This window comes from Lacibacter sp. H375 (genome assembly GCF_037892425.1).
GTDB lineage: Bacteria > Bacteroidota > Bacteroidia > Chitinophagales > Chitinophagaceae > Lacibacter.
This window is the reverse complement of sequence record NZ_JBBKTT010000001.1, coordinates 1,489,578-1,504,838: the sequence shown is the minus strand read 5'-3', so window position 1 is coordinate 1,504,838 and position 15,261 is coordinate 1,489,578. Positions and strand designations below refer to the sequence as shown.

13 protein-coding genes are annotated in these 15,261 nt (G+C 39.3%); 3 read left to right on the top strand and 10 right to left on the bottom strand.

The window, feature by feature from the left end; translation table 11 throughout:
• Positions 1 to 2 precede the first annotated feature (2 nt).
• The gene (locus WG954_RS06605; RefSeq protein WP_340434799.1) at positions 3 to 953 is read left to right on the top strand and encodes a phytanoyl-CoA dioxygenase family protein; all 951 of its coding nucleotides are present in this window, start codon (positions 3 to 5) and stop codon (positions 951 to 953) included.
• Between the two features lie 35 nt (positions 954 to 988).
• Entirely contained in the window at positions 989 to 1,744 is a 756-nt protein-coding gene (gene fabG, locus WG954_RS06600) for a 3-oxoacyl-[acyl-carrier-protein] reductase (RefSeq protein ID WP_340434797.1), read from the top strand.
• 66 nt (positions 1,745 to 1,810) lie between these two features.
• On the opposite strand, the gene WG954_RS06595 is transcribed toward fabG, so the two are convergent.
• The 5 genes from WG954_RS06595 to WG954_RS06575 all read right to left on the bottom strand — a co-directional run bounded on the left by WG954_RS06595 (position 1,811) and on the right by WG954_RS06575 (position 9,165).
• Positions 1,811 to 3,667 carry a proton-conducting transporter transmembrane domain-containing protein gene (locus tag WG954_RS06595; RefSeq protein WP_340434795.1) on the bottom strand — a complete coding sequence of 619 codons (1,857 nt, stop codon included), beginning with the start codon at positions 3,665 to 3,667 and terminating at the stop codon, positions 1,811 to 1,813.
• Between the two features lie 77 nt (positions 3,668 to 3,744).
• Positions 3,745 to 6,348 (bottom strand): YbcC family protein, encoded by a 2,604-nt coding sequence (locus WG954_RS06590; protein WP_340434792.1) that lies wholly within the window; start codon positions 6,346 to 6,348, stop codon positions 3,745 to 3,747.
• Between the two features lies 1 nt (position 6,349).
• Complete coding sequence (locus WG954_RS06585; protein ID WP_340434790.1) at positions 6,350 to 7,984, bottom strand: SulP family inorganic anion transporter; 1,635 nt, start codon at positions 7,982 to 7,984, stop codon at positions 6,350 to 6,352.
• A 47-nt stretch (positions 7,985 to 8,031) separates the two neighbouring features.
• The gene (locus WG954_RS06580; RefSeq protein WP_340434788.1) at positions 8,032 to 8,691 is read right to left on the bottom strand and encodes a carbonic anhydrase; all 660 of its coding nucleotides are present in this window, start codon (positions 8,689 to 8,691) and stop codon (positions 8,032 to 8,034) included.
• Positions 8,692 to 8,793: 102 nt separating this feature from the next.
• Complete coding sequence (locus tag WG954_RS06575) at positions 8,794 to 9,165, bottom strand: hypothetical protein (RefSeq protein ID WP_340434786.1); 372 nt, start codon at positions 9,163 to 9,165, stop codon at positions 8,794 to 8,796.
• 190 nt (positions 9,166 to 9,355) lie between these two features.
• Between WG954_RS06575 and WG954_RS06570 the strand changes: the two genes are divergently transcribed.
• Positions 9,356 to 9,991 carry a carbonic anhydrase gene (locus tag WG954_RS06570; RefSeq protein ID WP_340434784.1) on the top strand — a complete coding sequence of 212 codons (636 nt, stop codon included), beginning with the start codon at positions 9,356 to 9,358 and terminating at the stop codon, positions 9,989 to 9,991.
• Between the two features lie 15 nt (positions 9,992 to 10,006).
• On the opposite strand, the gene WG954_RS06565 is transcribed toward WG954_RS06570, so the two are convergent.
• The 5 genes from WG954_RS06565 to tsf form a co-directional block, all read right to left on the bottom strand.
• Positions 10,007 to 10,645 (bottom strand): DNA-3-methyladenine glycosylase family protein, encoded by a 639-nt coding sequence (locus WG954_RS06565; RefSeq protein WP_340434782.1) that lies wholly within the window; start codon positions 10,643 to 10,645, stop codon positions 10,007 to 10,009.
• Positions 10,646 to 10,737: 92 nt separating this feature from the next.
• A complete protein-coding gene (locus tag WG954_RS06560; RefSeq protein WP_340434780.1) occupies positions 10,738 to 11,511 on the bottom strand; it encodes an enoyl-CoA hydratase/isomerase family protein in 774 nt (257 codons plus the stop codon).
• A 57-nt stretch (positions 11,512 to 11,568) separates the two neighbouring features.
• Entirely contained in the window at positions 11,569 to 13,644 is a 2,076-nt protein-coding gene (paaZ, locus tag WG954_RS06555; RefSeq protein WP_340434778.1) for a phenylacetic acid degradation bifunctional protein PaaZ, read from the bottom strand.
• Positions 13,645 to 13,713: 69 nt separating this feature from the next.
• Entirely contained in the window at positions 13,714 to 14,181 is a 468-nt protein-coding gene (locus WG954_RS06550) for a DinB family protein (protein WP_340434776.1), read from the bottom strand.
• A gap of 112 nt (positions 14,182 to 14,293) precedes the next feature.
• Positions 14,294 to 15,130, bottom strand: a complete 837-nt coding sequence (gene tsf / locus WG954_RS06545) for a translation elongation factor Ts (RefSeq protein ID WP_340434775.1) — start codon at positions 15,128 to 15,130, stop codon at positions 14,294 to 14,296.
• Between the last annotated feature and the right edge of the window lie 131 nt (positions 15,131 to 15,261).

Here is a 15,261-nt window from a genome sequence, read left to right as displayed (position 1 = left end):
CTATGAACCTGAAAGACAAGCTGAAAGATTACAAACCACTTCACTGGATCTATAACCTGCTACATTCAAAACAACTACAGCACAACAAGGATGCGTACAAGAAGTACGATGTACATAAACCCTTATTCGATTCCATCAGCAGTAAAGATTTTCCTGATAAAACATCAAGAGCCTGGTTAGATGTAAATGAATCGGCAACTGTTGTATCAACCAAAAAAAGCTTTCAACACTTTACACCTGAAGTGCAGCAACAGTTGATTGATTGGAGCAGTAAAGGCTTTTTACACCTCAAACAATATTTCAGCAGTGAACAGGTTGATGATGTGAACACAGCTGTTGATGAACTCATCAATCAAAAACATCTGCCCATTACACATGATAACAAAGTGATGCATGGCTATAAGCATTCACCCGTTATTAAACAGATGATGCAGGATGAGGGGCTGAAGAAATTACTTTCGTTTGTGTTGGATAAAGAAGTGCTGCCGTTTCAAACGCTCAATTTTGTAAAAGGAAGCGGTCAGCGTGCTCATAGCGATAGCATCCACATGACCACCTATCCATTGGGTTATTTAATTGCAGCCTGGATCGCATTAGAAGATATTCATCCTGATAGCGGACCATTGTTTTACTATCCCGGCAGTCATAAACTTCCTTACTTGTTGAATGATGATTTTGAAAATTATAGTACGAGGCTAAAGCTGGGCAACAAACAGTACAGCGATTATGAAGACATGACGCAGGAAATCCTGTCGCAGAATCATTTTCCAAAAGAAGTGTTTCTTCCTAAGAAAGGCGATGTGCTCATCTGGCATGCCAATCTTATTCATGGCGGAATGCCCGTTGTAAATCCGTCGCTCACACGAAAGAGTATGGTGGTCCATTACTACGCTAAAGATGTGATCAAGTACCACGAAATAACAGAACGACCATCTTTGATGGAAGAAGAGTAAAACTCTTTACTTTGCATCATTATAAAATCAATTTTATGAAACTACTAGAAGGAAAAGTTGCCATAGTTACCGGTGCCGCCCGTGGTATTGGCGAAGCGATTGCCATTAAGTTTGCCGAGCATGGTGCAAACATTGCATTCACATATGTGAGCGACAGCAGCAAAGAAAAAGCAACAGCACTGGAAGCAAAACTTGTTGGCATGGGTGTAAAAGCAAAAGCTTATCAAAGCAATGCCGGCGACTTTGCTGCATGCGAAGCATTTGTTACAGATGTACTGAAAGAATTCGGCACCGTAGATATCTGTGTGAACAATGCAGGTATTTCAAAAGATAATCTGCTCCTGCGCATGAGTGTTGAGCAGTGGGATGATGTGATCAAAGTAAATCTCAACTCTGTTTTTTACATGACCAAGCAGATCATAAAACCGATGATGAAAGCTAGAAGCGGTTCTATCATTAACATGAGCAGTATTATTGGTGAAATTGGCAATGCAGGACAAAGCAGTTATGCTGCAAGTAAAGCAGGCGTAATTGGTTTTACAAAAAGTGTGGCAAAAGAATTAGGCAGTCGCAACATCCGTTGCAATGCCATTGCTCCGGGTTTTGTTGAAACGGATATGACCTCTTATTTAAAAGATGGTGAAGCGGCTGATAAATATAAAGCTGGCATTCCGTTAGGCCGTTTTGCAAGTTCAGAAGACATTGCAAATGTTACTTTGTTTTTAGCAAGTGATCTCAGCAGTTATGTTACCGGACAAACCATCAGCGCTTGTGGTGGTTTGAATATCTAATGCTAAAATTCATTGTAATAAAAAACCTCCCGATCGGGAGGTTTTTGCTTTTAACAAGGTGTGGATCTATGATGAACGAAACGCTACAGGATGGTCTAACTTTTTATGCGGTCCCATGAAGATGCGCAGCAAAATGCGAAATGCCGACAGTTCAATAAAGAGTAAACAAAGTGCCATCAACACAATCAATACAAACTGGTCGCTGTGTACATAGGTAAAGAATACGTCAAGTCCTATAAATGCTGCGGTTACAGGAAAACCTAATAAGCCAATAGCAGAAAATAAAAACAACAGCCCTGTATTTTCCTGTTCATATACATACCCATGAAAACGGTTGAGCAAAATATCCTTGTCGATTAACCTTATTTTATTTAAGCAATAATAGCCGAGCAAAAACGCCGGTATAATTCCACTGATATAAAAGACAATTTCAATTGTGTTGATATGATCAGCATTAAATAAAACAGCAGCTATAAGAAACAGATGTGATATAAATAAATAAATCCACGCTTTTATTGCTGAGCCTCTATAAGCAAATGCAAAAAGAATTACAGCCAATGCAATACTCATCAAAATTAGAGGCAGAGAAGTAGCTAAGAGCGAAAGTTCTAAATTTCGGAGCTGTCCGAAAATGAAGAAAGCAACACCTGCAACTGCAACAACCGCAAGCATCACTTTCGATTGTAAAAATCGAACCTGCTTACCAAGCCACTTAAAAGGGCTCCATAAATAGGTAAACATCATACTGTCTAAATGCCATTCTTTGATGCCCAGCATGTATAAAGTAGCCGCCAGTTTCGAAACGGGCTTCTGTTGTGGTGCTTTGTAATGAAAATACTGATGATGTACCAGGTAGTTTAATACCGAAGGAGAAACAAGTAACTGATAGGTTCGTAAAAATGCATTGCCTGCAAAATGGATCAATACCAGCCAGTGAAACCCTAATGCTATTTCAATAAACATCAACCCAATTTGCGCTGCAGATGAATAAGCAATCTGAGTTTTAACTGTCGGTTGTACTCTTGCTATTAATGTTGCTACAATAGCTGTTGCAGCACCAATAACTATGATAGCAATTTTTGCCCACAACATATCTTCCCAGAAAGGATGCGTACGAAGCAATAAGAAAACTCCAATATGCACACTCAATGAACCATAGAAAATAGCAGAAGAAGATGTAGGCCCTTCCATAGCTCTTGGTAACCAGGCAGTGAAAGGAAACTGCGCCGATTTAATGGCAGCAGGCAATATCAACATACAAACAATAAATGCTGCCATGGCCGTATTGCCTGTTTGAAGAGCTAAACTTTTTGCATTGCTTAATTCAGAAAACAAAATGTTTTGTTGGGTAAGATGATGCATCATCCACATGGCAAGCATGAGCGATACATCACTGATGCGGTAATAAGAAATAGCTTTGAATGCGTTCTTCACCGGCAAATAACGGTTACGGTAAAAAGCAATAAGTAAAAACGAGCAAACGCCTTTTATCTCCCAACCAATAAACAACGTTTCAAAATTTCCCGACAGAATAATAAAGTTATAACCGGCAGCAAATAACAGGATGGTATTAAAAAAACGTTTGTAGCCCTGGTCACGGTGCATGTAATACTTGCTGAACGTTGCTACTAAGAAAAACAACAATGCACCAATAACACTGAACACCGCTGTTACTTCGTCATAAAACAATTCAAAGGCAAATACAAAATGATTGGTTTGATAAACTGTGGCGAGGTGATAACTAACCGGCTTAACCCCATTCACGATCCACCACACAGCAAATGACACAGAAACCAAAATGTATAATACTTTGGTGAACCGCACAAGTTTACCAATAGCTTTTTCACTCTTGTTCTGCCAGAACAGGCTTATGAGAAACGCCAGGAATGGTATCGCAATAAATAAGACGAGTAGTTGGTTCATTTATTATTCTGTCGATTACACGATTGTGATCAATGATGGTTTCGTTCACTCACAATTGCTGTAATCAGTAAGTTATGCTAATCCAGCAAATAAACCGGCAGGTTTTCTTCTGTAGCATGCACAATGTGATTCGTTTCCATTTCTTTCGCTCCTTCAATAAACTCTACCATATTATGAATGGTCTTAATTTCACCGGAAGACGTAACAGGTTCATACTTACTAAACGCACCATTCTTAAAATAGTAAAACTGTTTTTCTTCGGGGTGTAGTGCAACTATATGCACCCATTCGTTTTTATACCATTCGAATACTTCAGGTGAAGATTGAATCGCTTTTAAAACGATCTCCGGCTTGTGTTCAACAATCACCATTAAACGTACTGGATCGTGCACTTCGATCATTTGCCAGGGCAAGCCTGGGCGAAGATCACCATCGCTGCTGTTTGCCACGCCAAACAAACCCATTACGTTATGAGGAAGCTTTGTACCTGCTCCCATCTTGATATTATCAACTCTTGAAAAATAATACTCCAGATTGATACCACCACACACCAAACCAATAGGACGCATTACTGCAGAAAGAATGGTACCATCGGCATCTGTTGTATGATCATAACTATTCAGAAATGCACGGCGATCAAGAAATAATCCTTTGGTTACTTGTCTGCGACCAATGATCGCTAACGTATTCGTACCATGACCCAACTCAGGTCTTGGTTCAAACAAAGAAACCGAGCGGCTGTGAATGGCTTTACGCACCTGCTCTAATTCCTGTTTGGTATTAATCGATGCAAATCTTCTGCTTCTTTCTTTTGCATTCAGATTTAATGCAGTTTCAAAATTCTGGATGTTTATGAAATGTGCTTTTGCATTCTCTTCACTCAAAATATTTTCATCATAATATGCCATTACATCTGCAGCAGTATCATGCATGCAGCCTATAAACTGCGTTGAAGCCGGGATAGTAATTCCTTTCGATGCGAGTATTTCTCTTACAGTTTTATGATTTAAAATAAAGGCCTGCACTCTTGCGTTTGTTGCACCGGGTCTTCCGCTACAGGCACCACAATCATGTGCGCCATGATGTGGATTGTTTGCACTGCTGCTGCCATGTGCAATAATGTAAACGATGGGAGCAAAACTTTTTATCATACCAATGCCACGCAAGAAACCTTCTGCCCGTGCTGTCATTTCATCAATCGTGTAACCGATCTGTAATCCGTTCTCGCTATCAGAGGGAGTTTTATTCTCAATGCTGAGCGTTGATTGTTTGTCCATGTGCCCATACGCATTTGAAATGGCCGGACTCATTTTTGGTCGAAACAGCATTTCGATTTTCTTCACAAAAGCCCAAAAACCAAAACCAATGCTCAGGAAAAATCCTGATACAATTCCATGAGTATGTTTGGTATAGATCAGTTCTTCTTGTCTTACAGCTTTTGCATCTGATTCTTTAATTAAATATTTTGGAGTGACAGGCGCAGGACATAGCTTATCATAAAACTTACTGCCCTGTTGTTGAAAATAAAATTCAACGCCAAAAAAACCGGGTGCACCAAAAGTTTCTGCTTTTTTATCAACCGCTTCAATGTGTCGGCGAATGGAATCTTCACGTTCATCAATACAAAAAATCGCCTGAAGTGAAGGTGTGTTTTTGGTTGATGAGACAACAGTACTTTCATTCTGTTGCAACTCTCTTTTATCTTCTGCTATTAATATCCCTTTCAGTACTGAATCATAATAACTCCACTCAAATGCATCCTGCCAGAGTTCAATAACTTCAGCCAATTCTGTTTTGGGCACGTCGGCAAACAGATCGAGAGGAGGCACTGTTACAAGATTTGTTAATGGTTGCCAGCCTGAACCAAATGAATGGTTCAATGCATCCAGCTCCATCAGCAATTCAAATTCAACTAATTCCTTAAATGAGATTTTTTTATTGTCGAGTAATGTGTGCGGATTATCTTCTACTGCCGAGATGAAACCACTCCATCCATGGTGTGCAAATTGCTGATCGAAGAGATACTGTTCAAAATACTCTTCTTTGCCAACAATTGTTTTCAGGAGTTCTGAGATTGAATAATCACCTGCCAGAAATTTATTTCTGACTGTTTTTGTTTTAAAAAAACTGACGAGGCTGTTTTGTTCAAGTTCTTTTACACTTTCAGTAAAGCTCTTGTTTGCAAACGGAAATGCTGAAATAGCAATTCCCTGGTCTAAGAAGCCGCAAAGGATACGGAACAACAAAGGATGAACTTTGTTATCAAGATCAAAGGCATAAATCGCTTTCCAATACTTTCTTAACTCTCCAATTCTTGGATGGTTGATTGTATCGTATTTATCTTCAATTAATTTCTGCTTCCATTCAAAAAAATGATCCTTGCCTTTTTTATTGGCAAGGATCATATCAACAATGTCTTCTCTTATTCTTCCTGTTTGGTATAACTGGCGATACTCACTTAACTGTAAACTAACCTGAAATCCGAAGATCTTTGATGCTTTAAAAATGGCATCATAAAATTTCATGTGTTGAAAAGCATGCAACGAATTGTGATGAATAAAATCTTTCAACGCCTGTTGCGATGGAAGAAAATGTTTCAGTTCGTGCAGAACGTGCTCTTCCCGAAAACTTAGATGTGTTTCATTTTTTATTGACAAGATGGCTTCGTGGTTTGTATCCATCTTATGTGGTTTGTGTTTCAAGCACTTTTTCAGGTTCTGTTGTACCAATTCCTACCGGTGTGCCATTCTTTTCCGAATGTACATGCACCGCATCTGCCATTCTATAAGCTTCTTTAAAGTTTCTAAGTGTCACCGTAATATTTTTGTCCTTTGAGCCAAAGTCTAAAAAATCACGGATAAGTTCCAACACATCAAAATCGATATAAACTGTGTTGGCTGCATCAATAACTACGTTACTGTTTTCTGGCAAATGGGCCAATGTTTGCTTTATAGCTGCTTTGTTTAAGAAAGACACTTCCTGTGCAAGATCAATATAAATTGTTTCACCTTCTTTGTGTTTCTCCTTTTTAAAGAAGTAAGCAAGTTTCATATTACCACGAAGGATGAAAATGACACTTACTGCCAACCCAATTCCCACACCTCGTAAAAGATCTGTAAGTACAACAGCAAGAACAGTTACAATAAACGGAATAAACTGATGCTTTCCGTTATGCCACATGTGTTTAAACACCTTTGCACTTGCGAGACGCAAACCGATCATAATTAAGATAGCTGCCAAACAAGCCATCGGTATTTTATTCAAAAGGAACGGTATGGTAACCACAGTGAGCAATAGAAATACACCATGGGCGATAGCCGAAAGTTTTGTTTTAGCTCCTGAATTTATGTTTGCTGTTGTTCTTACAATTACCGACGTCATTGGCAAACCACCTGCCAATCCTGAAAGAAGATTACCTATTCCCTGCGCTTTTAATTCTGTGTTAGCGCTTGAATAACGTTTTAACGGATCCATTTTATCGCCCGCTTCCAAACACAAAAGAGTTTCGATACTGGCTACTATAGCAATAGTAACACCAACAATCCATACTTTGCTGTTGGTGACCGCCGAAAAATCAGGCGTAATAAATTGGCCGAAAAATTCGCTTACCGATGATGCTGTAGGTAATGTTACCAGGTGATCTTGTGAAATAGCAAGGTTTGATCCTGTTGCTTTGAATATTTCATTGATAACAATACCAACCACTACTACTACTAAAGCCCCTGGCAATGCCTTGATCTTTTTAAGAAACGAGAGCTTATTGAAAGCTATCAGAATCCCTAACGAAACAACAGTAACTATGATAGCACCCAAATGCGCATAGTTAATGGAGTTGATGATCTCGGTAAAAAAACCAGTCTCTGATCCTTTTTCCAAATTAAACCAATCACCTTCGTGTGCTTTATCATAACCAATAGCGTGTGGCAATTCTTTTTTAATGATGATGATACCGATTGCCACTAACATCCCTTCAATAACTGCAGTTGGAAAATAAGTAGAGATGGTACCTGCCTTAATAAAACCGAGTATAAGCTGTATTAATCCCGCAGCCATGACAGCTACTAAAAACGCTTCATAACCCAGATCATTAATGGCCACCAGCACAATTGCAATAAGACCAGCTGCAGGCCCTGATACACTTACGTTCGAACTACTGAGCGAGCCTACAACAATACCTGCAATAACACCGCAGATAATTCCTGCAAACGGAGGTGCACCACTGGCAACGGCAATACCCAAACAAAGGGGCAAGGCCACCAGGAAAACAACCATACCTGAGAGCAGATCGGTCTTTAAATATTTAGTAGTAATCTTCATTTTACAAACACTTTATTATGGATTTTAAATCTTGAGCAACTCAGCATTTAAACTTTTTCAGCCACCTGCTGCTTTTTACTGTTCTTTGTAAGATTCTTAAAGAAATCAACCCTTCCGGTTTCAATATCATATACCCCACCTACAAGACCAATCTCTCCTTTTGCAAACATGTCTTTTACAATTTGGCTGCGTGTAAGTATTTCTTCAAGACTATTTTCAACGTTTGCATATGCTACATTGTCCGTATACAGATGGTCGTGTTCATGTTTCAGCATTGCCTTGCTGATAGAGGGTTTTATGCGTTTCAACAGATCGGTGATATGACCATCTTCTACACCTGCCTTTGCACTTTTAATTGCACCACATTCTGTGTGGCCCAACACCATTAATACTTTTGAACCAACGTACTTCACAGCGTATTCAATACTTGCAATGATGTCGTTGTTAACAATATTTCCAGCGATCCTGATACTGAACAGATCACCGAGACCTTGGTCGAAAATCAATTCAACTGATGTGCGTGAATCCATGCAGCTTAATATCACCGCAAATGGATACTGACCTTCTCTTGTCTGATTGATCAACTCTAAGTGGTCATGATTAACTGATAAATTTTCTACAAAGCGCTGGTTGCCCTCAACTAAGATCTCATATCCTTGGTAGGGCGTCAGGTTTTCTAAGTATTCTTTCGAATGCTTTCTCATCATTTTAAGTTTTTAAGTTATTGTCATACGTATATGACAACATAATTGTATAATTAATGTAACAGTAAAACAGGCGTTTTAAGCCAATGTCAATAAAGGAAAAAATTAGGCACAGTTTGGAGGGGGAACCAAAAGTTCGCCATGAAAAGCAATATAGTTTCTTGCGTTTTCACAAGAACGATATTGTTTAGACACTGCTAATAAACCATCCTCTTTGTGATGGTCGTGAAGATATTCTTCTGAAAAGGAGTTATTACTAGGGGCTTTTTCCTCGGTTGAGTTGCCGAATGGATTAGCACTTTCCTCTTCATTACCCGTGAAAGGTGAATCGGTATTATCTTTTTGCTGCTGTTGTGCAATTTCCTGCTGACCAGCATAAACAAATGGAAGACTGATCGTAAGCCATAGCAAAGCAGCCATCATAAAAATGGTGGATGTTTTTTGAATAATGCTATATGTTATACGACTACGCTTCATGGAATGTGTTGCAAGATAAGATTTTGAATACTGGAATCCAAGCCACTTATAACTTACCGACGGCTAAAATAAGAACGAATCAGTTGGTTTGTTTACTTTTAATGTCATATTTATCTTAAAAAAATTTAACACTTACTCTCCTGTAATACAAACATCTGTTTGTTTGCTTGAGGAAAAAATAGACGCCTTTATGAAACCATACGAAGTATTATTAAATGAAAATAAACAGTGGGCCGCCAAAAAAGTGTCAGATGATCCTGAATACTTTGACCGGCTTGCGCATTTACAAACACCTGAGTTCTTATGGATCGGTTGCAGCGACAGCCGTGTTCCTGCCAACGAGATCACCGGCACAGAGCCGGGCGAAATTTTTGTTCACCGTAATGTGGCCAACCTCGTGATCAATACAGATGTGAACGTATTGAGTGTGCTGGATTATGCCGTGAACCATTTGAAAGTAAAACATGTAATTGTTTGTGGTCATTACGGATGCGGGGGCATTAAAGCAGCTCTTACCAATCACGATTTCAGACCGGTATTGAATATGTGGCTACGTAATATCAAAGATGTATATCGTATTCACAGAGCAGAATTAGATCTGCTGACCGACGAAACAGAAAAAACAAACAGGTTGACTGAACTGAATGTGCAGGAACAAGTGTTCAGTTTAGCGAAAACATCTACCATTCAACGAGCATGGAAACATGAACAACGGCCAGATCTTCATGGGTGGGTTTATGGTCTCGAAAACGGCATCATCAAACCTGTGTTTGATATGAAGGCTGGTACACATATCGATGAAATTTATGAATATGATGATCTGTAATAGCGCAGACTTTCATCAATGTTCAATCTTAATGTTCCGCTTTTTGATATAAGAATGCCAAAGAATCATGGCGGCAATTGTACGATAAGGTCGCCATGGTTCGGCAATAGTGAGCATTTCTTCTTTTGTTATTTGCGGATGCAGTTGCTTGTTTTCTTTTAAACTATTCACCAAGGCAATATCGCCCAACGGGAAAAGATCGGTGCGTTGCAATGCATGCATGAGATACACATCAGTTGTCCAGTTGCCAATTCCTTTAATAGAAGTAAGCTGTGTTCTTACTTCTTCATCAGTCAACATTGAAAATTTTTTTAGCTGAATCTTTTTTGTTGTTATTGCTGTTGCCAATTCTTTTGCATACACTTGTTTTTGTCTTGTGAAATAACATTCCCTCAATTCTTCATTGCTCATGGCAAGAATTTTTGCCGGTGTAACAGCACCTATTCGTGCTTTTAATTTTTTATACGCAGCAAATGCTGCTGCCAGTGAAACTTGTTGTTCAAGAATTGTTAGAATAAGTGTTTCAAAACCTTGCTTACGTGTCCACATAGGTGGGTAACCATGCTCTTTGATGATGGCTTTGAGATGTTTGTCTTTTTTTGAAAGAAGATCGCAATATGTTTGAAAATTATCTGCAGAGAAGGTTTGAATCATGTGCTAAAAATAAAAAAGAGAAAGAGGCAAACTGTCGCTTGTTTAACTAACGTGATATTTTTTATCAGACTCTTTTTCTCTTTCTACTCATTTCAACTCTTCACTTTAAATTTTGCAATTGCATTTCGTGTAAACTCACTCAACACTAATCTGCCGCTGATCTTTGCACGTTCGATCAATAGTTCATCCCAATGCTCTGTTCCTTTCCAGAATATCTTTTTCATTTCGTGCATAGCTTCGGGTGAAGAATGCGATAATGTATTGGCAAGTTTGGAAATTGATTCATCCATGTCTTCAATGGTAGGATGCAATTCAGAAAACAATCCTTTACGTTTTGCCCAATCGGCATTACGCCAGCTGGCTGCATCAATTGCCAATTGAGTAAAAGCTGATGTACCGATCTTACGTTCTACTGCCGGGCCTACCACAAACGGACCAATACCTACAGCCAGTTCGCTCAGTTTTATATCTGAACCTTCAACTGCAATAGCATAATCTACAGCCGCTGCCAAACCAACACCACCGCCCACACATTTTCCATGAATGCGGCCAATGATCAGTTTCGGACATTTACGCATGGCATTGATCACATGAGCAAAGCCGCTGAAAAATTTTAATCCTTCTGTTTCATTTTCTATTGCTACCAGTTCATCAAAACTTGCGCCTGCACAAAAAGCTTTTTCACCTGATGATTTTAATATGATCACTAATACATTCGGATCGTGCGCCAGGTGCGAAATGGTGTGAGCCAGTTCACTTAATAAACTGCCGGGTAACGAATTACTTTGCGGGTGATGAAACTCAACAGTTGCAATTCCTTTATGTAATTCCTTTTTTACGTATGCTTCACTGATCTGCGTAACCATGATTCATTGATTTAGTCTTATTAAATTACAGCACTCTTTGCACAAATGCAATGCCTGCTACTGCTTTAATTTTTTTACCATTGTTAAAATTGTAGCAACGCCGGTTAGTTCATCTGTTTCATCCAAAAACTCCACCAGCCACTTTACAATTCCTTTTTCAATGTCATCGCCCCGTTTAAAATCTTCCGGTTTTTCTACAATACGTTTATCATTCGGCAACTTCTCTTTGCATGTAAACCGTATATACACTTCTGCACCGGGATAAACAGGTTTGGTAAAACGCAACTCATCAATACCATAATTCAGCAATACCGGGTTTATGTCATAACTGTCTACAAACAAACCAGCAGCTATACTCATGATAAAATAACCATGTGCCACCTGTTGTTCAAACATGGTTCCCGAAAAATCAGTTGTTTTAATATGAGCATAGAAATGATCTCCACTCAAATCAGCAAAGCGATCAATGTCTTCACTGGTAATCACTCTTTTTCCTGTGATGATCTGATCGCCGATCTCCAATTCTTCGAAATATTTCTTAAACGGATGCTTACCGGGGTCTTTCCCTTTAGCATTTGGCTGGTAAACATTTGTAATTGCCGTAATAGTTGTTGGCGAACCTTGAATTGCTGTTCGTTGCAGGTAATGTTTTACACCACGCAAGCCCCCCATTTCTTCGCCACCGCCAGCACGGCCAGGACCACCATGCACCAACAAGGGTAACGGTGAACCATGACCGGTACTTTCTTTTGCGCACTCATTATTCAACACAAGAATTCGTCCATGATGTGTTGCTGCGCCAATTACATATTGCTTTGCAATTTTATGATCCGCAGTAACAATGGAAGAACACAAACTACCCTTTCCAAGTTTGCTCAATGCAATTGCTTCATCAATTGTCTTGTAGGGCATAATGGTACTCACCGGACCAAATGCTTCTACTTCATGTACTTCGTTTGAAGTCCATGGCTTTTCATTCTTCAATAATATTGGTGAAATAAATGCACCCTTGCTTGCATCAGCATCAACCACATCAACACTATCTAGGCTGCCATAAACAATTTGAGATGACGCTAATAATTTCTGCACTTGTTCTCTTACTTCTTTACGTTGTGTTTCACCAGCCAATGAACCCATTCTTACTTTTTCATTGAGCGGATTACCGATGGTTGTTTGCGCTAATGACGTTGATATTGCTTTCCACAGATCTTCCATCTTACTCTCCGGAACAAATATTCGGCGGATTCCGGTACAACGCTGTCCGGCTTTCAAGGTCATTTCCTTTCTTACTTCTTTAATAAAAATGTCCCACTCAGGCATACCCGGGTTTACATCGTCGCCCAGCACAATACAGTTGAGTGAATCAGCTTCCATATTAAACGGAACGTTTTCTTGCAGAATATTCTTCTGGCTCTTCAACATCAATCCTGTTGATGCACTACCGGTGAACGTAATAATATCCTGGCTGTTTACATGACTTAATATATCACCTGCACTACCGCAGATCAATTGCAATGCACCTTCAGGTAATATTTCGGAGGCGATGATCTCTTGCACAACAGCTTCGGTTAAGTAAGCTGTTACTGTTGCCGGTTTCACAACAGCAGGCACCCCTGCCAATAAGTTAACCGCTATTTTTTCCAACATTCCCCAAACAGGAAAATTAAATGCGTTGATATGTACAGCCACGCCTTCCTTCGGCACAAGAATATGTGTGCCCATGAATGTATTGTTCTTGCTCAGGTTATGACTTTCACCATCAATACAAAATACTTCGTCAGGAAATTTGCGACGAAGCGATGCGTTCGCAAATAAATTACCTATACCACCTTCAATATCTACCCAGCTGTCTGCTTTTGTTGCACCTGTTTGATAAGAAACAGCATAAAATTTATCGAGGTGATTACGTAAATGAATAGCCAATGCTTTAAGCATATTCCCACGCTCATGAAACGTCATTTTTCGCAAGGCAGGATTACCAACAGTTCTTCCATAATGAAGAATGGATTGAAAGTCTAATCCCTTTGTTGATGCAGTTGCAACAGGTTCGCCTGTAACAGCATTGTATAGGAGTTGTCCTTCACCATCGCCATTTATCCAATGGCCGGTGATATAATTGCCGAGCTTATTCATATTTTGCTAATAATCGTTAGGCTGCTAAGTTACAGCAGAAGATAGTTCAGTAAATGGCTTGTGTCATTTTTAACTTAGCAAACCAAACTGTCGCAAATGATGAGTAACATGCTTATAATGGAGCCTTACCCATTCTTCAAAGTTCAGTTCGCCAAATACAGGATGAACTGCAGTAGCTGTTGGATTAGTTTCGTAAAAATGAAAGAAGTGGTTGACTTCTTTTTCCAGTTTGGCAACCGCTTCTTCAGCTGATGAATAATGAACAGGAAAAGGTTCTTCACCGATGATACTTGAGGGAGCTTTTGTGTTTTCCCTGAACTGTTTATCGCTCATTAAAAATTCTTTGAGCTTAGGCATATGTTCAGGAGGTGAAACAAGATCGAATTTTAATTTATGCGTTGATACTTTAAAGAAAGCAGCCACATGTTCCACCATTTGCTGAAAATTCATTTTTCCCCATTTGGGTTGAACAGAAATATCGGCTTCACGAATGATGGGTATGTATTCGTTCTTTATAAAGTTTAGTTGTTCGTGCATAGCAATCTTTTTTCGTTTTCAAATGTACAGGAGTTTATGCCTGCGGCACTGTCAAAAAAAATCCCGTGCACTTTCGTACACGGGACCGTTTTATCAGGACTACATTCTAATCTTATCCTAAAGCAACACGTTTGAAGGTTGTTACTTTTACATCGCCTGAAGCTTTCAGGAATTCACCTACGCTCTTAGAAGCATCTTTCACGAAAGCCTGAGCCAACAAAGTTTGTTCTTTAAAGAACGCATTCATTTTACCATCAGCGATCTTAGCAATCATTTCTTCAGGTTTGCCGGCCATTTTCGGATCTTGCTTCATCAATTCAACGATGATATCTTTTTCACGTGCCACTACATCAGCAGGTACGCTGTCAGCATCAACTGCAACAGGATTCATTGCCGCAATTTGCATTGCAACATCTTTACCAGCTTCAGCAGCTTCTTTATCTAAACCCACCAATACACCCATGCGGTATGCACCATGAATGTAAGAAGCAACATAAGGAGCTTCAACACGCTCAAACTTGCTTACACCGATCTTTTCACCAATTGAAGCAAGCTTATCATTAATAAGATCAGCAACTTTTGCGCCATTTACTTCAGCGGCATTCAGTTCATCAACACTCTTTACATCGTTGGCTACAGCAGCATCAGCAATTGATTGTGCAAAAGCAACAAAATCTGCATTCTTGCTTACGAAATCAGTTTCGCAACTGATACATACAACATAACCCACTTTTTTGTCGGCACTTGTTTGTGCAATCACAACACCTTCTTTTGCTTCACGGTCGCTACGCTTTGCTGCTACTTTCTGACCTTGTTTGCGCAACCAATCGATCGCTGCTTCAAAATCACCATTTGTTTCAGTTAATGCTTTACGACAATCCATCATACCTGCACCAGTAGCCTGGCGAAGCTTATTAATATCCTGTGCACTTATTGTTACAGTTGACATATCTATTAATTTGAAAATTTGAAAATTTGAAAAATGCTTTCTGCTAAAGTTTATAAATTAACTCAGGCAGAAAGCATTTTATATTTTTTTAGAAGTCTTACTCTTCTTTCATCCTACATCTTACTTCCTGC

Coding starts and splice junctions, on each gene's coding strand:
- WG954_RS06605 (WP_340434799.1), top strand. CDS start 3: ATGAACCTGAAAGACAAGCTGAAAGATTACAAACCACTTCACTGGATC.
- fabG (WP_340434797.1), top strand. CDS start 989: ATGAAACTACTAGAAGGAAAAGTTGCCATAGTTACCGGTGCCGCCCGT.
- WG954_RS06595 (WP_340434795.1), bottom strand. CDS start 3,667: ATGAACCAACTACTCGTCTTATTTATTGCGATACCATTCCTGGCGTTT.
- WG954_RS06590 (WP_340434792.1), bottom strand. CDS start 6,348: ATGGATACAAACCACGAAGCCATCTTGTCAATAAAAAATGAAACACAT.
- WG954_RS06585 (WP_340434790.1), bottom strand. CDS start 7,984: ATGAAGATTACTACTAAATATTTAAAGACCGATCTGCTCTCAGGTATG.
- WG954_RS06580 (WP_340434788.1), bottom strand. CDS start 8,691: ATGATGAGAAAGCATTCGAAAGAATACTTAGAAAACCTGACGCCCTAC.
- WG954_RS06575 (WP_340434786.1), bottom strand. CDS start 9,165: ATGAAGCGTAGTCGTATAACATATAGCATTATTCAAAAAACATCCACC.
- WG954_RS06570 (WP_340434784.1), top strand. CDS start 9,356: ATGAAACCATACGAAGTATTATTAAATGAAAATAAACAGTGGGCCGCC.
- WG954_RS06565 (WP_340434782.1), bottom strand. CDS start 10,645: ATGATTCAAACCTTCTCTGCAGATAATTTTCAAACATATTGCGATCTT.
- WG954_RS06560 (WP_340434780.1), bottom strand. CDS start 11,511: ATGGTTACGCAGATCAGTGAAGCATACGTAAAAAAGGAATTACATAAA.
- paaZ (WP_340434778.1), bottom strand. CDS start 13,644: ATGAATAAGCTCGGCAATTATATCACCGGCCATTGGATAAATGGCGAT.
- WG954_RS06550 (WP_340434776.1), bottom strand. CDS start 14,181: ATGCACGAACAACTAAACTTTATAAAGAACGAATACATACCCATCATT.
- tsf (WP_340434775.1), bottom strand. CDS start 15,130: ATGTCAACTGTAACAATAAGTGCACAGGATATTAATAAGCTTCGCCAG.